Genomic DNA, 20,859 nt, shown 5'->3' on the forward strand with positions numbered 1-20,859 from the left:
TTGGCAGAAACGAATGAGGAAAATGATGGTGCAGAGGATGACCGAAAAGCTGGGAATGGCCGCCGGGTGCGGCAGGCAGGGGAGGGCGACATGCGCGGCGTGACCTTTCCCGGAGACCGCAGGGTCGAGATCATGAATTTCGACGATCCGACGCCCGGCCCCGGCGAGGTGGTCATCGAGGTGAAAGCCTCGGGCCTCTGCGGCAGCGACCTGCATGCCTATCGGGCGCCCACGGATGACGCGGCCTTTCGCGAACTGGCGAAGGGCAAGCCCTATGAGACGATGCGCGACAACGGTCCCAAGATCGCCGGCCACGAACCCTGCGGCGTGGTCGTCGCGGTGGGGCCGGGGGTAAGCGAACGGGTGGCGCGCCTCGGCCAGAGGGTCATGATCCACCACTATTCCGGCTGCCATGTCTGCGACCAGTGCCGCACCGGCTGGCCGCAGATGTGCGAGGAGATGGTGCCCGATATCTACGGCTGGACCGCCCATGGCGCGCACGCGAAATACATGAAATGCGCGGCCCATACGCTCGTCACCCTGCCCGAGGGGCTGTCCTTCGAGGCGGGGGCGGCCATCGCCTGCGGCTCGGGCACCTCCTATGCGGCGCTGCGCAAGGTGCAGCCCAATGCCAGCCATACGGTCGCGATCTTCGGTCAGGGGCCGGTCGGGCTGTCGGGCACCCAGTTCGCCGCCGCCATGGGCGCGCGGGTCATCGCGCTCGACGTGAACAAGGAGCGGCTCGAGACGGCGCGACGTTTCGGCGCCGCCGAGACGATCAACCCCGCGGAGGTGGACGCGCCGGAGGCGATCCGCGAACTGACCCACGGCCGGGGCGCGCATTTCTCGATTGAGACCTCGGGCGCGCAGCAGGCGATCGCCGATGCGATCAAGAGCCTGCGCCTCTGGGGCACGGCGGTCTTCGTCGGACTCGGCCGGCCGCCCGTGGTCGATTTCGCCTCCGACGTGATCTTTCGCCAGATCTCGTTGCAGGGGTCGTTCACCTTCTCGACCAACATCATGGAGGAATGCGCGGTGTTTTCGGTCGATCGCGGTGTGGAGGTCGAGGCGGTGTTTTCGGATCGCTGGAGCCTCGAACAAGCTGCGCAGGCCTATGACCTGCTTGACAAGCAGTCGTCCGGAAAGGGCGTGATCATCTTCTAGACGTGCCGCTGGTGGGCACGCCGAAGCCAACTGAGGAGGAAATGGAAATGAGAAGACTGGCAGGCGCTCTTTGCGCAGCTATCGCGATGGGTTCGATGGCCACGGAGGCCACGGCGCAGGATCTGAAGATCCTGTCGAGCTGGGACCAGAGTTATCCCGCCGTCAGCGACGTGCTGATCCCGTTCATGGATTACCTGGAGGAGGAAACGACGGCCGACCTGAAGCTGACGCGCTTCGGTCCGGAGACGATCCCGCCCTTCGAGCAGCTCAACCCGGTGACGCAGGGCCTTTTCGACATGCTCTATACCAATGGCGGATATCACTACAACGATATCGCCGTCGGCATGGCCCTTGATGCGCTCAGCGGCTCCGCCGAGGAACTGCATGACTCCGGGATCTGGGATTTCGCGGATCGGCAGTATCAGGAGATGGGGCTGAAGCTGATTGCCGTCTTCTACGACAGGAACGGCTTTCACATGATCCTCAAGGAGCCGCTGGGGGACAATGCGCTGGCGGGGCGCCGGATCCGGGGCACGCCGCTCTATCACCCGGTGATCGAGGCGCTGGGCGGCTCGCCGGCCGTGCTGCCCGCGCCGGAGATCTATCCCGCGCTGGAACGCGGCGTGGTGGACGGTGCCGCCTGGCCGGCCGTCGGCGCGGTGAACTACCGCTGGTTCGAGGTCGCGGGCTATTTCGTGCGTCCGACCTTCGGCCAGGTCAGCCACATGCTGCTGATGAACCTCGATACATGGAACGGGCTCGATGAGACGACACGGGCGGAGATCGAAGCCGCCGCGCGGCATTACGAAACGGAAAGCTCCGCGATCTTCGACAGCCTCGCCGGCAAGGAGGAGGAGACGCTGGTCGCCGAGGGGATGGAAGTCACGAATTTCCAGCCCGACGTGGCCGCGAATCTCAAGAGCGCGTGGTTCGACGGCGTGCTGGACCTGTCCGCGACCATCAACCCCGAGGCCATCGCGGAGATCCGCACGACGGCCGGCGACGCGGGTATCGGCAAATAGACACGAAAGCGGCCGCTTCCGCCGGGAGCGGCCCCGTTCCACAGGCAGTTCCGGAGATATGTGATGAAGGATCTTTTGCGACATCCGCTGAGGGCGATCCTGCGCCTTCACGATGTCCTCATCAGCGTCAGTTACTGGCTCGGGTCGCTGGCGCTGCTGCTCATCGTGGCAATCTTCGCCTACGAGGTCGTGATGCGATATTTTCTCGACGCGCCGACGAAATGGGGCAGCGATTTCGTCTCCTTCCTTCTCCTGATCTCGCTCTTCCTGGTCATCCCCCATGTGACCCGGATCCAGGGCAACGTCTCCGTCTCGATCCTGCTCGACATCCTCGGCGGACGGAGCGCGGAGATCGTGCGCCGGCTGGGCTTTGCGGTCGGGGCGGCGGTGTGCATCTGGGTCGGCTTCATCTTCTGGGGCGAAACCCAGCGGCTGATCGCGCGCGGCACGGTCACGCTCACGACGGTCCAGGTTCCAAAATGGTGGCTCTACGCCTTCGTCTTCTTCGGAATGCTGAACACGGGACTGTATTTCCTGCGACTGGCGCTCGGCGACAGGTTTCGCACCGTGAAGGGAGCGGGGGAATGATCGAGGGAATTCCAGCCGTTCTTACGGGTGTCGGGCTCCTGCTGCTGGCCATGGCCACCGGCATGCCGGTCTTCGTCGCCTTCCTTGTCGTGAACCTGGGCGCAACGGTCTTTCTGCTCGGGCCCGCCGGGTTCGGGATGTTCGCCGGCAGCTTCTACGAAACCGCCACCAGTCCCTCGCTCGTGACCATCCCGCTCTTCATCCTGATGGGAGAATTGCTCTTCCGGAGCAGGGCGGTCGAGGTGCTGTTCCAGTCCATCGATACGCTGGTCGGGCGCGTCCGGGGGCGGCAATACATCCTGTCGATCCTTCTCGCGACCGTCTTCAGCACGCTCTCCGGCGCCGCGATGGGGGTTGCCGCGATGCTCGGGCGATCCCTGCTGCCGGGCATGATCTCGCGGGGCTACGATGCACGTCTCTCCATCGGGACCATCCTTGCCGGGGCGAGCCTCGCGCCGCTGATCCCGCCAAGCGTCCTCGTCATCATCATCGGCACGCTCGCCGGCGTCTCCATCGCGGGCCTTTTGATCGCCGGGATCATTCCGGGGCTGGTCTTCGCCGGGCTCTTCGCGGCCTATGTCTTCTTCCGGATCTGGCGCAATCCCGCCCTCGCGCCGCAGGACGAGGAGAGGGTCGGGCCGTCGGGCTATCGCGATGTCGCCTTCGCGCTGATCCGGCTGCTCCCGTTCAGCATCATCATCCTGCTGGTGATGGGATTGATCCTGCTGGGCGTGGCGACGCCGACGGAGGCGGGGGCGATGGGGGTCCTGGGCGCCCTGATCACCGCGGCCATCTACCGGAACCTGAGCGTGAGAATGGTGGCGGAATCGGTCGGGGAGTCGGCGAAGATTTCCGCGATGATCCTCATCGTCATGGCAAGTTCGAAACTGTTCAGCCAGCTCCTCGCGTTCTCCGGCGGAGCAAGCGCGCTGACCGAATGGATCGTCGGGCTCGACGTGTCCTCCTGGACCATGCTCGTCCTGCTGATGCTGCTGCCCTTCGTGCTGTGCATGTTCATCGACCAGATCGCGCTGATGCTGATCGTCATCCCGATCTACCTGCCGATCATCCAGACCTTTCAATACGACCCGATCTGGTTCTGGCTCCTGTTCCTCGTGAACATCACCGTCGGCGGCATGACCCCGCCGTTCGGATACACGCTCTTCGCCTTGAAGAGCGCGTGGACCGAGGGATCCCTTTCGACGGTCTTTCGCGCCGCCTGGCCTTTCGTCGCGCTGTTCGTCTTCGGAATGGTGCTTCTCGCGCTGCTGCCGGGGCTGACCACCTTTCTGCCGTCCCTGCTCTGAGGGGGCGGTGACCCAAGCACGCTCACCCGCATGGAGGAGACAATGGAAAACGGAATGAAGACATATCAGATATTCATCGGAAACGCCTGGAAGGACAGCGCCTCGGGCGAGACCTTCCAGAGCAGCAATCCCTATACCGGGGAGCCCTGGGCCGAAATCCCGAAATGCGACGCACGGGACGTCGATGCCGCGGTGGATGCGGCGCATGACGCGCTCTATCACGGGGCGTGGGGGAAGATGTCGGCTACCGAGCGCGGAGCCCTGATGAGGAAGCTCGGGGATCTCGTGGCGCGGGATGCCGACGCCCTCGCCGCCGTCGAAGTCCGCGATAACGGCAAGCTTCTGGCCGAAGTCTCCGGCCAGGTCCTCGGCGTCTCGCAATGGCTCTATTTCTACGGAGGGCTTGCGGACAAGATCAACGGCGCGGTCATTCCGATCAACAAGCCCGATATGTTCACCTATACCCTGCGCGAGCCCGTGGGCGTCGTCGCGGCGATCGTGCCGTGGAATTCCCCGCTCATGCTGATGGCCTGGAAACTGGCGCCGGCGCTGGCCGCCGGCTGCACGATGGTGATCAAGCCGTCGGAACATACCTCGGCCTCGGCCCTCGAATTCGCGGCGCTGGTGCGCGAGGCGGGCTTCCCCGAAGGCGTGGTCAATGTGGTGACGGGATTCGGCAAGGACGTGGGCGACCGGCTGACGACCCATCCGAAGGTGGCCAAGGTCGCCTTCACCGGCGGGGAGGTGGCCGGGCAGAAGATCATGGAGAGCGCCGCCTCGACCTTCAAGCGGCTGACGCTGGAACTCGGCGGGAAGTCGGCGCAGGTCGTGTTCCCGGATGCCGATCTCGACGCCGCCGTTTCCGGCGGGATCGCCGGGATCTTTGCGGCGACGGGGCAGACTTGTATCGCCGGTTCGCGCCTTCTGGTGCACGAGAGCATCTATGACGCCTATGTCGAAAAATTCGTCGCATCGGCGAAGACGGCGAAGATGGGCGATCCCATGGAGATGACGACGCAGGTCGGGCCGGTAACCACCCAGCCCCAGTTCGACCGGATCCTGTCCTATATCGAGATCGCCAAATCCGAGGGCGCGCGCTGCGTTCTCGGCGGTGCGGCCGCCCAGCGGCCCGAATGCGGCAAGGGCTGGTTCATCGAGCCGACGGTCTTCGCGGATGTCCGCAACGACATGCGCATCGCCCAGGAGGAAGTCTTCGGCCCCGTGGTCTCCATCATCCCCTTCAAGGAGGACGAGGAGGCCTACGAGCTCGCGAACGACACGAATTATGGGCTCGCCGCCGGTGTCTGGACCTCCAGCATCAAGCGCGCGACCGTGGCGCCGAAACGGCTGCGTGCGGGGACGGTGTGGGTCAACACCTATCGCGCTGCGAGTTTCCTCATGCCCTTCGGCGGCGTGAAGGCTTCCGGTTTCGGGCGGGAGAACGGCATCGAGGCCATAGACCAGTATCTCGAAACTAAATCCGTCTGGCTGTCCTATGCGGAGGAGACGAAGAACCCCTTCGTCATGCAATAGCCCGAGCGCGGCTGGATCGCGCGCCGGGGAGGCAGTTGTGCGGCTGCATCCCGGTGCGCGATCCCTTTCAGGCCCCGAGAGCCTCGGGACCGTGCGCTTCGGCAGCAGGGATGCCTCAGTAATAGATGAAGCTGCGCATCGACACCGAGCCGATGTCGATCGAGGTGTTCATGAACATGAGCCTGTCCTTCGGGTCCGACGCCCCGGCGACGGTCAGCGCCGGCAGGTAATGGTCGGGAGAAGGGTGTGCCATGGCGAAGAGAGTGCCGAGCGCCGCCCGGTCGGTCAGCGCGGCATGGTCGCCCGCTGTGAGGCGATCGGCGAAGACCGCGTCGAACTCCTCCGCCCAGTCATAGGGCAGGCCGCCGCGGCGCATGGTGCGGAGGTTGTGCACGACATTCCCGGATCCGAGGATCAGCACGCCCCGCTCGCGCAGCTCCTTCAGCGCCTCCCCGATCTCGCGATGGTGGACAAGGTCCTTGGACATGTCGATCGAGAGCTGGAAGACCGGAACATCCGCCTCAGGATAGAGGAATTTCAGCACTGACCATGCGCCGTGGTCGAGCCCCCAGCTGTCGTCGCCTTCGGCATGGTGGCTCGCCAGCAGGCTCACCACCTCCTGCGCCATCTCCGGGGTGCCGGGGGCGGGATATTGCTGGGCGAAAAGTTCATCGGGAAAGCCATAGAAATCGTGGATCGTCCTCGGCATCCGCGAGATGTCCACGAGGGTCGAGCCCTGCGTCATCCAGTGGGCGGAGACGACGAGGATCGCCTGCGGGCGCGGCAGCGCATGGCCGAGTGCGGCCCAGCTGCGGGCATAGTCGTTGTCCTCGATCGCGTTCATCGGACTGCCATGTCCGAGGAAGACGACCGGCAGGCGGTCGGAGGTCCGGAGGCCGTCCCTGAGGGCCTGAAGCTGTTGAACGATGCTCATGGCGGGTGTCCTTTCGGTTTCCGGCCTCATGGGGCCGGTGTCGATGCGGGACCGGAGCGGGGCCCCGGCTATCGGACATAAGATGTGGCTTGTCGTATCGGAATGAAATGGCGAAGATATGGAATGACTTTCTCTGAAATGTTCCGAATGGAGGCAGCATGGACCTGATCCGCACATTGCGCGTGTTCGTCGCCACGGCGGAAACCGGCTCCTTCACCGCGGCGGCCCGGAGGCTCGGGATCTCGAACCGGCTCACCTCGAAAGACCTCGCGGATCTGGAGGCGCGTCTCGGCACGCGCTTGTTCCAGCGCACCACGCGCAAGCTCGGGCTGACCCCTGCCGGTGCGGAGCTTCTGGCCCGCGCGCCCGCGGTGATCGAGGAGGTCGACGACATGCTCGGTGCGATCCGCGAGGACAGCCAGGGGTTCTCCGGCGTGCTCAGGATCTCCGCGCCGGTCACCTTCGGCGAGATTTATCTCGCGCGGATGCTGAGTCGGTTCGCGGCGCCGCACCCGGATCTCACCATCGACCTGCGCCTGGACGACGCCTATGCGGATCTCGCGGGCGAGGGGATCGACCTTGCCTTCCGCATCGGCACGCCGGACAGCTTCGCGCTCCGGCAGCGCAGGATCGGCGCGATCCGCTCCGTTGTCGTGGCTTCGCCCGGCTACCTCTCGGACCATCCCGCGCCGGTGCGGCCGGAGGATCTTCTTGCCCACGACTGTATCCTCGATTCGAACCGCCGCGATGCCGGGCGCTGGATCTTCCTGCGCGACGGCGCGGAACAGGCGGTCGAGGTCAGGAGCCGGTTCCACGTCAACAGCGCCCGCGCCGCGCGGGATCTCGCGCTCGCGGGGCTGGGCATCGCCTTCTGCCCGCGCTTCGTGCTGGGTGATGCGCTGGAGACGGGGCGGCTCATCGCAGTGCTCGACGCCGTGGAGCGCCCCGCCCATCCGCTCGGCATCGTCTATCTCGAGGGCCGCACCCTCCCGCGCAAGGTCCGGGCGCTGATCGACTTCGCGGTGGAGGATATTCGGCGCTCCGGCGCCGTCACGGGCTTGCGGACCGCGGATGACTTGACCTGAGCCAAGGCACGGGCGGACACTTGTCGCCAAACTGGGGAGGAACGCGTCCGCGGCCGGCGGGCGCGACAGTTCGCGTTTGGAGGACAGTGACATGAAAACCGTGACCGTTCTTGGCCCGTCGCAATCCGGAAAGACGACACTGGCGGCGGCGCTCGCCGCGCTGGAGGGCGCCCCGCCGTCTCCCCTCGCCCTTTTCGGCGGGACGGCCGTCACCGCCTTTCGCTATCTCGGGGAGGATTGGGCGGTGCTCGACTGTCCGGGGGGCGGCGATGCGCTCGCCTGGTGCGGCGCGGCGCTGGTGGCGAGCGATGCCGCGGTGCTCTGCGTCCCGGCGGAGGCCGAGGCGGCGGTGCTCGCCGCGCCCTATCTGCGGCTGCTCGAGGAGGCGGGTCTGCCGACCCTCGTCTTCGTCAACAAACTGGACGCGGCGCGGGACCGCATGAGCGAGGTGGCCGCGGCGCTCCAGACCTATTCGCGCCATGGAATCGTCCTGCGCGAAGTGCCGATCCGCGAGGGCGACAGGATAACCGGCATGGTCGACCTGATTTCCGAACGCGCATGGCAGTTCAACGACGGCGCACGCTCTTCGCTGGTCGAACTGCCCGCCGCGATGCGGGCACGGGAGGCGGAGGCGCGGGCGGACCTGCTCGAGCATCTCGCGGATTTCGACGATCATCTGCTCGAGGAGCTGGTCGAGGACCGCAGGCCGATGGACGCGGAGCTTTACGAGGTCGCCACGCGGGTTCTGCAACATCACGACCTGATCCCCGCCTTCCTCGGTTCCGCGAGCCAGGGCGACGGGCTCAACCGCCTGATGAAGGGGCTGCGCCACGAGGTGCCGGGGGTGGAGGCGCTGTCCGCCCGCCTCGGGGAAGCGCCGCTCGCCGTCGGGATCTTCGCCGATCAGGTGAAGCACCTCGGAAAGACCGTGCTGATTCGCGCGGTGGGCGGCGAGATCGGGGCCGGGGTGCAGCTGGCGGGCGGCGCGGTCGGCAGCCTCGTGGGCCTCGACGGCAAGACCCCGGTGACGAGTCTTCCGCCGGGAAATCTCGCGCTGACGGTGAAGACGGAACACCTGTCTCTGCGCGATCCGCTCTATGCCGCCGGGGCGGCCCACCCCGCACCGGACTGGGCGCGGCCGCATGTTGGGGGCACCCGCGTTCTGCTCTCCCCGGAGAACGAGCGAGACGAGGCCCGCCTCTCGACGGCACTCGCGAAGCTGTCGGAGATAGATCCGGGCCTCGCCCTAGAACAGGAGGCGCAGAGCGGCAAGAGCGTGCTCGCCACGCAGGGGCCGCTGCACCAGCGCGGCGTGATCGAGAAGCTCGGACAGGATTTTGGCCTCTCGCTCACCCTGGCGCCGCTTCCGGCAGCCTTGCGGGAAACCGTCTCGCGGCCGGCGCGCATGCACCACCGTCACCGCAAGCAATCCGGCGGGGCGGGCCAGTTCGCCGATGTGGTGATCGAGATCGCTCCCCTGCCGCGCGGTTCGGGTTTCGAATTTTCGGAGACGGTGAAAGGCGGTGCGGTGCCGCGCAACTATATTCCCGCGGTGGAGGCCGGCGTGCGCGATGCGCTTGCCGGGGGGCCGAACGGATGCCCCGTCGTCGATCTGCGGGTGACGCTCACCGACGGGAAGCATCATGCCGTCGACAGTTCCGATTTCGCCTTCCGCACGGCGGGCCGGGCCGCGACGCGGGAGGCGCTGTCGGCGGCGAAGCCGGTGCTGCTCCAGCCCGTCGACCGGGTCGAGATCCATGTGCCGGGTTGCTTTTCCGGCGCACTCGTGCCGCTCGTGACGGGGTTGAAGGGACAGGTCCTCGGGTTCGAGGCCCATCCCGATGCGGCCGGATGGGACGTCTTCACGGCGCTCCTGCCGGCGGCGAGCGAGGAGGCGTTGGCGCAGGCGCTGGGTTCGGCCTGCCGGGGAACGGCCTGGTACGAGGCCGCGCTCGACCACTACGAGGAAACGCGGGGTGACGCCGGCACGCTGGCGGCTGCGGTCTGAGCCGCCGCCGGGGGAGGCGGGGCAAGGCCGCGGCGGCGCCTGCGCCGCTTGCGGACGGCTTCGACAATTGACTAAAACACTCGGATATAGTATCCGCGCCCAAAGGCTAGCCGGAAGATCGTTCGCCAGCCGTTCCCAAAGTCAATGGACCCGTCTTCATGCCCTTCTCCGAAACGCTCGCACCGATTCTCGATTTTCTTGAAAAGGGGGGGATCTCGATCTGGGTGATCGCGGCCCTCTCCGTCATCACGCTCGCGCTCATCCTGTGGAAGGTCTGGGACCTGATGCTGCTTGGCGCGTGGAGCAACGGACGCGTCGTGAGCCGGGCGCTCCAGGACTGGCAGAACGGCCGCGACCGTGAGGCGCTCGAGCGGCTGAGCAAGCGCCGCACGGTGCGCGCAAAGCTCACGCGCACGGCGATAGAGGCCCATGGCAACACGGCTTTCGACGACGATGCCGCCGCGGCGGAGACTGGGCGTGTCGCCAAATCCCTGCTGGCACGCGCGCGGGGCGGGCTGCGCCCGCTCGAACTGATCGCGACCATCGCGCCGCTTCTCGGTCTTCTGGGCACGGTGCTCGGGATGATCTCCGCGTTCCAGGCGCTTCAGGACGCCGGCAGCCGGGCGGATCCGGCGATGCTCGCGGGCGGGATCTGGGAGGCGCTGCTGACCACCGCCGCCGGTATGGCGGTCGCGATCCCGGCCTCGATGGCACTTACCTGGTTCGAATCGGTCACCGACCGGCTGCGCCTTGAATTCGAAGATGCCGCGACACGGGTGTTCCTGCGCCCGCGTCGACGCGATGCCGAGAAGCTGCCGCTCGCGGCGGAGTGACAGGACCATGACTTTCGACGAACCACGCCCGCGCCGACGCCCCTCGCTCACGCCGATGATCGACGTGGTTTTTCTTCTGCTCGTCTTCTTCATGCTCGCCTCCCGCTTCGGCATGGACATGCAGATCCCGCTGACCCTTGCCGGCGCCTCGACGACGCCCTATTCCGGCCCGCCCCGCCTCGTGGATATCGACGAGACGGGGATCCGCCTCAACGGCGGCGAAGTGGAGGAGGACGGGCTTGCCGCCGCCCTCGAGCCGCTGATGGAGGAGCCGACCGACGTGATCATTCTGCGTCCGGGCGAAGAGGTGCCGCTGCAACGCCTCGTGGCGGTGATGGACAGCCTGGCGGTCGCCGGTCTCACCAGTCTGGTGGTGCTCGAATGAAACGGCTCGATTTTGCCCCGCCGCCGCGCCCGCCGAAAGGCGAGAGCATCGTCCCGATGATCAATGTGGTCTTTCTGCTGCTCATCTTCTTCCTGATGACCGCGCAGATCGCCCCGCCCGAACCCTTCGACCTGTCCCCGCCCGCCGCGGCGAGCGAGACCCCTGCGGAGGCGGAAATGACTGTCTATCTCGGCCCCGAGGGAGAGCTCGGCTTTCAGGACGCACAGGGCGAGGAGGCGGTGTTCCATGCGCTCGAACGCACCCGGATCGAACTCTGCGCCGACGGCGGCTGTGCCGGGTCGGAGGCCATGCCGCTCCGGGTCAAGGCGGACGAGACCGTGCCCGCGCTCACCCTCGCCCGGCTCCTGCCGCGGCTGGCGGAGATCGGCTTTTCCGATGTCGAACTGGTGACGGAGGCCCAATGACGATGCCCGCGAAAAGGATCGTGAACGCGACCGTCTTCCTGTCGATCGCCCTCGCGGCGCATATCGCGCTCGCCGCCGTGCGCGTCCCGCAGCTCGAGGAAGGCAGCGAGGCGGCGGGGGCCGGGGGAGAGGACGTCCTCTCGCTCGAGGCCGCCACCGCCGGAACCGTCGCCATGGTCGAGGCCTGGGAACGGCCGCCCGAGGTCGCGAGCGAGACGCCCGCGCCGGAGGCGATCGAACTGCCCGACGTTCCGACGGACGTGCCGCTGCCGCTCGCGACCGAGACGGCGCCGAAACGCCCCACCAGCGAATCGCTCGCCGCCGCGCCGCCGCCGCCCGACATGCCGATCGAGACGCCGGAGGCGCCCGAACCGCCGAAGCTCGCCGAGGCTCCGACGCAGAAACCGAAGCCGAAGCCGGAGGCGCCGCCGCAAAAGCCGCGCGAGACCCCCGCGCCGCAGGTCGAGCGGAGCGTGGCCGGCGGGGAGACCTCCTCGCAGAAAACCCGTGCCGCGGGCAGCGGCGGCGGGCCGCAGGCCGGCAACGCCGGGGCACAGGCCAACGCCACCCTCTCGAGTTCCGCCGTCCAGTCGCGCCTGTCGAACTGGGGCGGCGCGATCCGGAGCCGGATCGAGCGCCGCAAGCGCGCCCCTCGTGGCGCCGGCGAGGGCACCGTGGTCCTGTCCGTCTCGATCGCGCGGTCCGGCGCGCTGGTCGGTGTGCGCGTGGCGGCCAGTTCCGGCAACGGCGCGCTCGATGCGGCGGCCGTGGACGCGGTGCGCCGTGCCGGGAGCTTCCCGCCCGCGCCGGATGGGCTCAACGATCCGCAATACAGCTTCCGCCTGCCGATCCGCTTCACCGGCTGACCGGCAGGCCGCGCCTTTGATGTGGCGCCGCCCGACCGCTGCGGCTAGCATGCGGTGCAAGGCGGCGTCGGGACACGGGACGGAAGATGGACGAGGGGCAAGCGGTCTATATCGGGGCGTCCGGGCGGATCGGCACGCTCCTGCGGGCCGTGGCGCGACGCGTGCCCGCAGACGCCTCTCCGATGCTCTGGCAATTTCGCCGTCCGCAGGCGCGGGGCCTTGCGCATGTCCTCTGGCCCGATCTGGCGGAGGTCGCGCCGCTCGTCGCCCTGTGCCGCGATCGCCCTGTCCGCACGCTTTTCGTCTTCGCCGGCGGGACCGGCTCCGCCGACAGGACGGACGCCGCCGCAATGGCCGCAAACGTGCACCTAACGGAGGCGGCGATTTCCGCCGCGGAGGCGGCAGGCATTCCGCGGGTCGTCGTGGCCTCCTCCGCCGCGGTCTATGGCGCCGGCCGGGGCCGCGCCTTTCGGGAGGACGATGCCTGCGCGCCGCTGGATGCCTACGGTCATGCGAAGGCGGAGATGGAGCGGCGCTGCGCCGAGCGCGCCGCGCGCAGCGGGCAGGAGATCTGTTGCCTGCGGATCGGCAATGTGGCGGGGGCGGACATGCTTTTGGGGAGTGCGACCCGGCACCCGCCCGGCGCACCGCCCCTGTGGCTCGACATCTATCCGGACGGCGATGGGCCGCGGCGGTCCTATATCGGACCGCAAAGCCTCTTGCGCGTGCTTCTTGCACTGCATCGCGCGCCGGGGCCCCTGCCTGCGGTCCTGAACCTCGCCGCGCCGCATCCCGTCGGGATGAAGGCGCTGCTCGCGGCGGCGGTGGTGCCCTGGCGCCCGCGGCCGCAGACCGACGCGACGCGCCAGGACATCACCCTCGATTGCGGGCGGCTGACTGCCCTTCTGCCCAGCGTCGGCATCGCCGCGTCGGCCGGGGCGATCTGCGGCGAATGGCGGGAGGCGGCGGGGAAGGCCGGATGACACCGCAAAAGCGCCTCTTCGATCTCGCCCTCGCGCTGGTGGCGGGACTTCTGCTCCTGCCCCTGATCGTGCTCGTGACCTGTGTCATCCTCCTCCGCGATGGGCGGCCGGTCTTCTACCTTTCGGAACGGATGCGCGCGCCCGACACGGCCTTCCGGCTCGTGAAGTTCCGCACGATGACAACGGACCGGGCCGACAGCGGCGTGTCCGGCGGGGACAAGAGCGCGCGGATCACCCGCACGGGCAGGATCCTGCGACGTTCGCGGCTCGACGAAGTGCCGCAGCTCTGGAATATCCTCGCCGGGGACATGTCCTTCGTCGGCCCGCGCCCGCCGCTGCGCCGTTATGTCGACCGCTTCCCGGCGCTCTACTCCGGCGTCCTGCGGAATCGTCCGGGCATCACCGGCCTCGCGACACTCCATTTCCACGCGCATGAGGAACGGCTCCTGTCCGCCTGCACCACGCCGAAGGAAACCGACGCCGTCTATGCGCGCCGCTGCGTGCCGCGCAAGGCGCGTCTGGACCTGCTCTATGCGCGGGAGGCCAACCTCTGTCTCGACGTGAAGATCCTCGTGCAGACGGGCAGGCGGCTGCTGCGGCCGCGCCGCCGTTGAGCGGTCCGGCCGCCGGTGCTCCGCCGGATCGAAAATACTGGACACCGCCGCGCAGGCAGGCCAGACTGGTCGCCAAGGTGATGGGGTACACGCAACTGCAACGCGAGGCGTCGTGTGTACCGGAAAGTTTTGATTTCGGGGCTGACGGCCCTGCCTGTCCAAGTGGTCAGAAGTGTCCCGCTTCTCGCCGATCTCCTTGTCTTCCTGACGGCGCTCACGGTCTCCGGGCTTGTGTTGCATCCCGGTGAGCCGGGTCTGCGCGCGGCGCCCTTCGTGTGGCTCTATCCGATGGTCGGGATCGCCGGGCCGGGCATCTCCCTCGGCCTGCGGCTCAACCGGATCCGGCTCGTGATGCTGAATGCCCGCGACCTCGACAGGCTGGCGCGGGCGGCTCTGGCGTGCAGTTTCGGGCTGCTCGGGGTGGCGCTCCTCCTCGATGTGCCGCGTGCCCTTGCGCTTGCTACCGCCTTTGGCATCGTCGCGTTTTCCGGCCTTGTCGGGGCGCGGCTTCTGGCCATTGCGGCGCTTACGAGGCTGCGCGAGCGACAGCGCAGCCGGGAGCCGGTCGCCATCTTCGGCGCGGGGCCGGCGGGGGTGCAGCTCGCCTCCTCGCTCAGCCAGTCCTCCGACGTGCGCCCCGTGGCCTTCTTCGACGACAATCCCACGATGCAGGGGATGGATATCGGCGGGCTGCCGGTCTGGTCGCCGAAGGACCTGGTCGGGGATCTCTACCGGCACGGAATCGACAGGCTGATCATTGCCCTGCCAGACGACGCGCGGACACGGCAGCGGACGCTCGTGGAGATGTGCCGGCGCGCGGAGATCGAGGTGCGGATCCTGCCCTCCTCCCTCGAGCTTCTGGCGCAGGGCGGGCGGGTGCGTCCCGGCCCGGTGGAGGCGCATGACATCCTTGGTCGCGAAAAGGTGGATCTCGAGACGCCGGAAGTCGCGCAAAGCTATGCCGGACGGGTCGTCATGGTCACCGGCGCGGGCGGCTCCATCGGGTCGGAGCTGTGCCGGCAGCTCGTAGAATGCGGCCCGGCAAAGATCGTGCTGTTCGAGCAGAGCGAATACAATCTCTATCGCATCGACCTCGAATTGCGAGAACGTGCCGCCGGGCACGGGGTGGCGCTTGCCACCTGCCTCGGCTCCGTCGCGGATCCGGTGCGGGTGCGGGACGTGATCGCCGGACAGGGCGTGGAGATCGTCCTGCACGCGGCCGCCTACAAGCATGTGCCGATGGTCGAGGCCAACGAGCTCGAGGGCGCGCGCAACAATGTCCTCGGCACCAGGGTGATCGCGGATGCAGCGGTCGAGGCGGGGCTCGAACGGTTCATCCTCGTCTCCACCGACAAGGCCGTTCGCCCGACGAGCGTCATGGGCGCCACGAAACGCCTTGCGGAGCTGATCGTGCAGGATCTCCAGACCCGCGCGCCACGGACGAAATTCGCCATGGTGCGCTTCGGGAACGTGCTCGGCTCCTCGGGCTCCGTCCTGCCGCTCTTTCAGGAGCAGATCCGCGCGGGTGGGCCGGTCACCGTCACCCATCCCGAGATCTGCCGCTATTTCATGACCGTGTCCGAGGCCTCGCGCCTCGTGCTTCTGGCCGGAGCCTATGCCGAGGGCGGCGATGTCTTCGTTCTCGACATGGGCAGGCCGCAGAGGGTGATGGATCTCGCGAGGCGGCTCATCCACCTGTCCGGGCGCCGGGTGAAGGATCCCGCGACTGGCCTTGGCGATATCGAGATCCGGGTCACCGGCCTGAGACCGGGGGAAAAGCTCCACGAGGAGCTTTTCGTCGATGCCGGCAGTCTGCGCCGGACGCCGCATCCGAAGATCCTGCGCGCGGAGGAGGCGATGCTGAGCGAGTTCGAGGTGGCCGCGATCCTGCGCGAGGTGCAGCAGGCGATCGAGACGTCCAATCCCGAAAAGCTGCGCGCGATCGCGCGGGAGCGGGTGGAGGGTTACGCCGCCGGCCAGCTCCCGCGCAAGAACCGGAGCGCGTCGGATCCGGGGCCCCGCGGGCCGCGCGTGTCGCCCCGGCGTGTCACCGGGGCTGGATCGCCGCGGCAACCTGACCTATGACACTCTCATCGGGAGGCACGTCGCCATGATCGTCTATCTCAGGGAATGGTCCGGACGGAAGGACAGCTTCTTCGCCTCGGTCGTCCGCGGCGAGGAGCGGGTGCGCGCGCTGCCTCTCATCGGCCTGTCCTTCCGCGACTTCCCGCAGAGCGCCGCGCGGGCACGCGCCGCGCTCGCTGTGGCGAAACGCCAGCCGAAGGGCGCGGTCGGCCGGGCGCTGAAATACCACCTGATCCGGGCGCAATACAACTGGTCGCGCCGCTTCTTCTCGTGCCATCCCGGCGCGGTCGCGATGTGCTGGAATGGCCTGACCGGGTCGCGCCGCGCCTTCATGGAGGGCGCGCGTGACGCCGGCGCGGGAACGCTCTTTGCCGAACTCGCGCCCTTTCCCGGCCGGATGCAGCTCGACCCCGCGGGCGTCAATGCCGCGGGCTCGGTGCCGCGCGACCCCGGCTTCTTCACCGCCTGGGCGGCGGGACGGGCGGACCGGCAGGGCGAGGGCTGGCGCGCGATGGGCGCCGCACTCACCGCGCGCGCCTCGCGGCGCAGCGATGTCGGACAGGCGGAAACGACCACGCTCGGGGCGGAAAACTTCCTCTTCGTCCCGTTGCAGGTGCCCAACGACAGCCAGATCACCCTTTTCGCGGGCTGGGTGCGTTCGGTCGAGGGCATGCTCGACGCCCTGGCGCGCGCGTCTGCCCACCTGCCGGAGGGCTGGCACATCCGGGTCAAGGAACATCCCTCCGCGAAGACCTCGCTCGCCGGGCCGCTGGCGCGCGCGCTGGAGGCCGCGCAGGGGCGGATCGTGGTAGACAACCGGACGGACACCTTCGCGCAGGTGCGCGCGAGCCGGGGCGTGATCACGATCAATTCCTCCGTCGGGTTGCAAAGCTTCTTCCACGACAAGCCGGTGATCGTGCTGGGCGAGGCCTATTTCGCCCTTCCCGGCCTCGTGCGCCCGGCCGGGGACCAGCCCGCCCTCGACGCGGCCATGGCGGAGGTGGAGACGCTGTCCTTCGACCCCGCGCTCCGGGCGGCGTTCATGAACTACCTTGACGAGATCCATTTTCCGCGCATATCCGAGGACGCCGACGGACGGGTCGAAATCGACCCGAAGGCCGCGAAATCCCGCATTCTGGCCGCGAAACGGGCCGCGCTGGCCTAATCCCCCCTTTCATCCGCACCCCCTTTCTTGTAAGGCTCCGCGCCAGTCACCCTGGACTGATGAGGAGACCCAAATGGGCTATAAGGTCGTCGTCGCGGGCGCCACGGGCAATGTGGGCCGCGAAATGCTGAACATCCTCGCCGAGCGCGAGTTTCCCGTCGACGAGATCGCGGCGCTCGCGTCGCGCAAGTCTCTCGGCACGGAAGTGAGCTTCGGCGACAAGACCCTGACCACCAAGGATCTCGACACGTTCGATTTCACCGGCTGGGACATGGCGCTCTTCGCCGTCGGTTCCGAAGCGACGAAGAAATACGCGCCGAAAGCGGCGGCGGCGGGCTGTGTCGTGATCGACAACTCCTCGCTCTACCGCTACGACCCGGACGTCCCGCTGATCGTGCCGGAGGTGAACCCCGACGCGATCGAGGGCTATGCGAAGAAGAACATCATCGCGAACCCGAACTGCTCGACCGCGCAGATGGTCGTGGCGCTGAAGCCGCTGCACGACCGGGCGAAGATCAAGCGCGTCGTGGTCTCCACCTACCAGTCCGTCTCTGGCGCGGGCAAGGCGGGGATCGACGAGCTCTGGGACCAGACCAAGGGCATGTATGTCCCCGGCCAAGAGGTCGATCCGACGAAGTTCACCAAACAGATCGCCTTCAACGTGATCCCGCATATCGACGTCTTCATGGACAGCGGCGACACCAAGGAAGAGTGGAAGATGATCACGGAGACGAAGAAGATCGTCGATCCGGCGATCAAGGTCACCGCGACCTGCGTGCGCGTGCCGGTCTTCGTCGGCCATTCGGAATCGATCAATATCGAATTCGAGGACTTCCTCGACGAGGACGAGGCCCGTGACATCCTGCGCGAGGCGCCGGGAATCCTCGTCGTCGACAAGCGCGAGGATGGCGGCTACGTCACGCCGGTGGAATGCGTCGGCGATTTCGCGACCTTCATCTCCCGCATCCGTCAGGACGTGACGGTGGAGAACGGGATCAACCTGTGGTGCGTCTCCGACAACCTGCGCAAGGGCGCGGCGCTGAACGCGGTGCAGATCGCCGAACTTCTGGGCCGCCGCGTGCTCAGGAAGGGCTGAGCAGGGCCGGAACGCCCTGTGACTGCCAGCGGAGGGGCGCCCGAGGGCGCCCTTTTTCGTGGCCGCGCCTCCCCGGTCTTTCCGCGTGCCGCCCGGCCGGGACCGGGGCGGGCGCTCCCGCGCCTCCGTCACGATGGATCGCCCCGCGGGCGCAGTGCGCAAGCTCCTGAGGACACGGCGTGTTCCGCCGCCCCGCGATCACGGAAGGCCTTGCGCTCCGTCGCGAGAAAATGACTTGCCTCCGGCCCGGCGCCGTCGGACCTTCTCCCGCGAGCAGAAGGAGGAAACCATGTTCATACCGCCACGCCCCGCCCGGAGCGCAACATCGCGCATCGCCCTGATGTCCTTTGCCGCCCTCGTCCCCGGCCTTGCCGGCGCCGACGAGATCACGGCGCGCAGCACCGTCGAAGAGGTCACCCTCTATCCCTCCGCTGCGGCGATCACCCGCGATGCGCGGGTCACCCTCGCGCCCGGCAGGCACGAGCTCACCTTCGAGGACATTCCCGTGGATGGCGCGCCCGATCGCATCCTCTCGACGCTCAAGGTCGAGGTGACCGGGGCGACCCTCGGCCCGATCGGCTACACCACGGTTCCCGCGCGCGAGGCGAGCCGGCGCGGCGTGCCGGAGGTCGATGCCGCCTTCGCGCGGGTCGAGGAGCTCGAGGCGCAGTTGCGCGGCGCGGAACGGGACGTGGCCGCGATCCGGCTCGAGGCGCAGGCCGCGGAAGACACGCTCGCCTATCTCTCGCGGCTCGGCGCGGGGGACGATGCCGGTGCGGAGGCCGTGATCGAACGGGCCCGCCTCATTCGCGCGCAATCCCTCGAGGCGCGTCAGGCAGCGGCGGAGGCCAACGCCCGCGCCGGGGAGGCCGAGGACGATCTCGATGTGCTGAAGGAAGACCTCGCCGCGGCGCGCGCGGATCTCGAGCGTCTGTCCGGTGCGCAGCAGGACCGGCTTGCGGTGACGCTCACGCTCGATGTGGAGGAGGCCGGAGAGATTGCCGTGGCTCTCTCCTACATGGTGGACGATGCCTTCTGGCAGCCGGTCTACACCGCCGATCTCGACAGCGGGAGCGGCGAGATGGTGCTGACGCGGGGCATCCAGGCGAGCCAGACCACCGGAGAGGCCTGGATCGGCGCCTCCCTCACCTTCGCCACGGACGATCCCGCGCGGCGGTCCGACCCGGCGGAGGTGCATCCATGGATCCGCCGCATCTTCGACCCCGTGCCGATGCCGGAGCCGAACCTGCGCGCGGCAAAGGATTCCGTCGCGGAATACGCGCCCTCCGCCATGGCCGGGGCGGCCTCCCTACAGGCACGCCCGGCACAGGTCCAGGTGACGGGGCTCAACCAGAGCTATGCCTATCCCGAGCCCGCCACGCTCTATTCGCAGGAGGGCGCGACGGAGTTCAGCCTCGCCGAACTGCCGGTCTCTCCCGAACTGGTGGTCCGTGCGGTGCCGCTCTACGAGACGACCGGCTACCTCATGGCGACATTCACGAACGACAGCGGCGAAACGCTCGTGCCGGGGCCGGTACGGCTGATCCGCGACGGGGTGAGCCTTGGCCAGACGATGCTGGAGACCCTCGTGGACGGCGCGGAAACCGACCTCTCCTTCGGCGCTATGGACGGCATCCGGGTCGAACGGATCGTCCTCGACCGCAACGAGGGGGACCGGGGTGTGATCTCCCGCTCGACCGAGGAAACCTCCGCATGGCGGATCGAGGTGGAGAATTTCACCTCCCGCGCCTGGCCCGTCGAGGTGATCGACCGCGTCTCCGTCAGCGAGCAGGAGGACCTGAAGATCGGCTGGAGCGCGGACCCCATGCCCGGCACGACCGATCTCGAGGACCGGCGGGGTGTGCTGTCCTGGACCTTCGACCTCGCGCCGGGGGAAACGCGGGAGATCTCGCTCGAGGAGCGGCTGCGCTGGCCCGAGGGGAAATGGTTGCAGTAACCTCGCCGCACCTATCTCCGGCGCCGCCTGTGCGCGCCCCCCGAAGCGACTGACCGGGCGCTTTTGAACCGAAGCCCCGCGTCGCGCCTCGTGCGTGCGCCCGGCGGCGCCAGCCGGAGAGCCCGGCGCGCGTTTGGTGCCATGGTCGCCTCCGAGCGTGCTCGGCAGCGCTCCTCCCGCTGAGTCTCCTCGAGCGCTTGGCCATTACCCCATTCGGCAGCCGTGAAGTCGTTCCCGCACGCCTGCGGGTCGTAAAGATCACAGCGCCGGTCCGTCGGAGATGGGCCTTGAGCCTTGAGACGGCCAGTTCGATGGGATCAGGCTCCGGCGAGCAGGGCGGCAGGTAGAGAAACCGGCAGCCGTGCTCCCTCAACGCGCGGGCGGCCCCGGTGTTGCGGTGCGTGGTCAGGTCGTCGAGCGCGACGCCTGTGCCCGGCGCGATCTCCGGCACCGGCCCCTCGCGACCGCAGGCGGCGAAGGCCGTCTCGCCCTTGATCCCCCAGAGCGCAATCAGCGCGTCCGCCGTCAGACCCGCCATCGGCGTCTGCATGGCGGGGACGCGGCGCGTCATCCAGTCCGCACGCTGTTGCCTCACGCCGGCGCGGAGGCGTCCGGTGGCGAGGGCGACTTTTTTGCAGGTGACGCGGAGACGGGGCAGCAGCCTGGCAATGGACGCGTGGTGGACCTTCACGTCCTCCGCCTCGGCGAGCACCTTGCGCAGTTTGTAGAGCGTGAGCGACCGGTTCTCCAAGGAAGGCCCGATGGGGGCCGGCGTGCCGGTTCCAGGCGGCCGCCCCCGGACCGCCGGT

18 protein-coding genes and 1 pseudogene are annotated in these 20,859 nt (G+C 68.1%); 17 read left to right on the forward strand and 2 right to left on the reverse strand.

Annotated elements, in window-relative coordinates; translation table 11 throughout:
* Positions 1 to 90 precede the first annotated feature (90 nt).
* From P73_RS02575 to P73_RS02595, 5 genes are all read left to right on the forward strand, one after another.
* Complete coding sequence (locus P73_RS02575) at positions 91 to 1,164, forward strand: zinc-dependent alcohol dehydrogenase family protein (RefSeq protein ID WP_043868319.1); 1,074 nt, start codon at positions 91 to 93, stop codon at positions 1,162 to 1,164.
* A 47-nt stretch (positions 1,165 to 1,211) separates the two neighbouring features.
* Positions 1,212 to 2,186: a TRAP transporter substrate-binding protein DctP gene (dctP, locus tag P73_RS02580; protein ID WP_074743425.1), complete on the forward strand. Its 975-nt coding sequence runs from the start codon at positions 1,212 to 1,214 to the stop codon at positions 2,184 to 2,186.
* Between the two features lie 63 nt (positions 2,187 to 2,249).
* Entirely contained in the window at positions 2,250 to 2,774 is a 525-nt protein-coding gene (locus tag P73_RS02585) for a TRAP transporter small permease (protein WP_043868320.1), read from the forward strand.
* The gene (locus tag P73_RS02590) at positions 2,771 to 4,081 is read left to right on the forward strand and encodes a TRAP transporter large permease (protein ID WP_043868321.1); all 1,311 of its coding nucleotides are present in this window, start codon (positions 2,771 to 2,773) and stop codon (positions 4,079 to 4,081) included. The genes P73_RS02585 and P73_RS02590 overlap by 4 nt, the downstream gene beginning before the upstream one ends.
* A 54-nt stretch (positions 4,082 to 4,135) precedes the next feature.
* Positions 4,136 to 5,614, forward strand: a complete 1,479-nt coding sequence (locus P73_RS02595; protein ID WP_043871341.1) for an aldehyde dehydrogenase — start codon at positions 4,136 to 4,138, stop codon at positions 5,612 to 5,614.
* A gap of 115 nt (positions 5,615 to 5,729) precedes the next feature.
* Here P73_RS02595 and ygiD read toward each other — a convergent pair whose 3' ends face one another.
* Complete coding sequence (gene ygiD / locus P73_RS02600; RefSeq protein ID WP_043868322.1) at positions 5,730 to 6,548, reverse strand: 4,5-DOPA-extradiol-dioxygenase; 819 nt, start codon at positions 6,546 to 6,548, stop codon at positions 5,730 to 5,732.
* A 158-nt stretch (positions 6,549 to 6,706) separates the two neighbouring features.
* Between ygiD and P73_RS02605 the strand changes: the two genes are divergently transcribed.
* From P73_RS02605 to P73_RS02660, 12 genes are all read left to right on the forward strand, one after another.
* Positions 6,707 to 7,633 carry a LysR family transcriptional regulator gene (locus P73_RS02605; protein WP_043868323.1) on the forward strand — a complete coding sequence of 309 codons (927 nt, stop codon included), beginning with the start codon at positions 6,707 to 6,709 and terminating at the stop codon, positions 7,631 to 7,633.
* A gap of 91 nt (positions 7,634 to 7,724) precedes the next feature.
* Entirely contained in the window at positions 7,725 to 9,641 is a 1,917-nt protein-coding gene (locus tag P73_RS02610; protein WP_043868324.1) for an elongation factor G, read from the forward strand.
* Positions 9,642 to 9,799: 158 nt separating this feature from the next.
* Positions 9,800 to 10,474 (forward strand): MotA/TolQ/ExbB proton channel family protein, encoded by a 675-nt coding sequence (locus P73_RS02615; RefSeq protein ID WP_043868325.1) that lies wholly within the window; start codon positions 9,800 to 9,802, stop codon positions 10,472 to 10,474.
* A gap of 7 nt (positions 10,475 to 10,481) precedes the next feature.
* A complete protein-coding gene (locus tag P73_RS02620; RefSeq protein ID WP_043868326.1) occupies positions 10,482 to 10,859 on the forward strand; it encodes an ExbD/TolR family protein in 378 nt (125 codons plus the stop codon).
* The gene (locus tag P73_RS02625) at positions 10,856 to 11,284 is read left to right on the forward strand and encodes an ExbD/TolR family protein (RefSeq protein ID WP_043868327.1); all 429 of its coding nucleotides are present in this window, start codon (positions 10,856 to 10,858) and stop codon (positions 11,282 to 11,284) included. The genes P73_RS02620 and P73_RS02625 overlap by 4 nt, the downstream gene beginning before the upstream one ends.
* Entirely contained in the window at positions 11,281 to 12,150 is an 870-nt protein-coding gene (locus P73_RS02630; RefSeq protein ID WP_052453007.1) for an energy transducer TonB family protein, read from the forward strand. Before P73_RS02625 ends, P73_RS02630 begins: the two co-directional genes overlap by 4 nt.
* A gap of 86 nt (positions 12,151 to 12,236) precedes the next feature.
* Positions 12,237 to 13,133, forward strand: coding sequence for an NAD-dependent epimerase/dehydratase family protein (locus P73_RS02635; protein WP_043868328.1), 897 nt, complete (start codon positions 12,237 to 12,239; stop codon positions 13,131 to 13,133).
* Positions 13,130 to 13,747 (forward strand): sugar transferase, encoded by a 618-nt coding sequence (locus tag P73_RS02640; protein WP_043868329.1) that lies wholly within the window; start codon positions 13,130 to 13,132, stop codon positions 13,745 to 13,747. The genes P73_RS02635 and P73_RS02640 overlap by 4 nt, the downstream gene beginning before the upstream one ends.
* A 162-nt stretch (positions 13,748 to 13,909) precedes the next feature.
* On the forward strand, positions 13,910 to 15,832 hold the full coding sequence (locus tag P73_RS02645) for a polysaccharide biosynthesis protein (RefSeq protein WP_245629225.1): 1,923 nt from the start codon (positions 13,910 to 13,912) through the stop codon (positions 15,830 to 15,832).
* 25 nt (positions 15,833 to 15,857) lie between these two features.
* Positions 15,858 to 16,997, forward strand: coding sequence for a capsular polysaccharide export protein, LipB/KpsS family (locus P73_RS02650; protein ID WP_043868330.1), 1,140 nt, complete (start codon positions 15,858 to 15,860; stop codon positions 16,995 to 16,997).
* 73 nt (positions 16,998 to 17,070) lie between these two features.
* Complete coding sequence (locus tag P73_RS02655) at positions 17,071 to 18,093, forward strand: aspartate-semialdehyde dehydrogenase (RefSeq protein WP_043868331.1); 1,023 nt, start codon at positions 17,071 to 17,073, stop codon at positions 18,091 to 18,093.
* 289 nt (positions 18,094 to 18,382) lie between these two features.
* Entirely contained in the window at positions 18,383 to 20,050 is a 1,668-nt protein-coding gene (locus P73_RS02660) for a DUF4139 domain-containing protein (RefSeq protein ID WP_052453008.1), read from the forward strand.
* A gap of 331 nt (positions 20,051 to 20,381) precedes the next feature.
* Here the strand turns inward: P73_RS02660 and P73_RS26735 are convergent.
* A pseudogene (locus P73_RS26735) lies at positions 20,382 to 20,621 on the reverse strand (hypothetical protein); the annotation flags it as partial.
* Positions 20,622 to 20,859 lie beyond the last annotated feature (238 nt).

It is taken from the genome of Celeribacter indicus, from assembly GCF_000819565.1.
Classification (GTDB): Bacteria; Pseudomonadota; Alphaproteobacteria; order Rhodobacterales; family Rhodobacteraceae; genus Celeribacter; species Celeribacter indicus.

What these genes read in the sequence shown, in the direction of transcription:
- P73_RS02575 (WP_043868319.1), top strand. Translation starts at nt 91, where the DNA reads ATGCGCGGCGTGACCTTTCCCGGAGACCGCAGGGTCGAGATCATGAAT.
- dctP (WP_074743425.1), top strand. Translation starts at nt 1,212, where the DNA reads ATGAGAAGACTGGCAGGCGCTCTTTGCGCAGCTATCGCGATGGGTTCG.
- P73_RS02585 (WP_043868320.1), top strand. Translation starts at nt 2,250, where the DNA reads ATGAAGGATCTTTTGCGACATCCGCTGAGGGCGATCCTGCGCCTTCAC.
- P73_RS02590 (WP_043868321.1), top strand. Translation starts at nt 2,771, where the DNA reads ATGATCGAGGGAATTCCAGCCGTTCTTACGGGTGTCGGGCTCCTGCTG.
- P73_RS02595 (WP_043871341.1), top strand. Translation starts at nt 4,136, where the DNA reads ATGAAGACATATCAGATATTCATCGGAAACGCCTGGAAGGACAGCGCC.
- ygiD (WP_043868322.1), bottom strand. Translation starts at nt 6,548, where the DNA reads ATGAGCATCGTTCAACAGCTTCAGGCCCTCAGGGACGGCCTCCGGACC.
- P73_RS02605 (WP_043868323.1), top strand. Translation starts at nt 6,707, where the DNA reads ATGGACCTGATCCGCACATTGCGCGTGTTCGTCGCCACGGCGGAAACC.
- P73_RS02610 (WP_043868324.1), top strand. Translation starts at nt 7,725, where the DNA reads ATGAAAACCGTGACCGTTCTTGGCCCGTCGCAATCCGGAAAGACGACA.
- P73_RS02615 (WP_043868325.1), top strand. Translation starts at nt 9,800, where the DNA reads ATGCCCTTCTCCGAAACGCTCGCACCGATTCTCGATTTTCTTGAAAAG.
- P73_RS02620 (WP_043868326.1), top strand. Translation starts at nt 10,482, where the DNA reads ATGACTTTCGACGAACCACGCCCGCGCCGACGCCCCTCGCTCACGCCG.
- P73_RS02625 (WP_043868327.1), top strand. Translation starts at nt 10,856, where the DNA reads ATGAAACGGCTCGATTTTGCCCCGCCGCCGCGCCCGCCGAAAGGCGAG.
- P73_RS02630 (WP_052453007.1), top strand. Translation starts at nt 11,281, where the DNA reads ATGACGATGCCCGCGAAAAGGATCGTGAACGCGACCGTCTTCCTGTCG.
- P73_RS02635 (WP_043868328.1), top strand. Translation starts at nt 12,237, where the DNA reads ATGGACGAGGGGCAAGCGGTCTATATCGGGGCGTCCGGGCGGATCGGC.
- P73_RS02640 (WP_043868329.1), top strand. Translation starts at nt 13,130, where the DNA reads ATGACACCGCAAAAGCGCCTCTTCGATCTCGCCCTCGCGCTGGTGGCG.
- P73_RS02650 (WP_043868330.1), top strand. Translation starts at nt 15,858, where the DNA reads ATGATCGTCTATCTCAGGGAATGGTCCGGACGGAAGGACAGCTTCTTC.
- P73_RS02655 (WP_043868331.1), top strand. Translation starts at nt 17,071, where the DNA reads ATGGGCTATAAGGTCGTCGTCGCGGGCGCCACGGGCAATGTGGGCCGC.
- P73_RS02660 (WP_052453008.1), top strand. Translation starts at nt 18,383, where the DNA reads ATGTTCATACCGCCACGCCCCGCCCGGAGCGCAACATCGCGCATCGCC.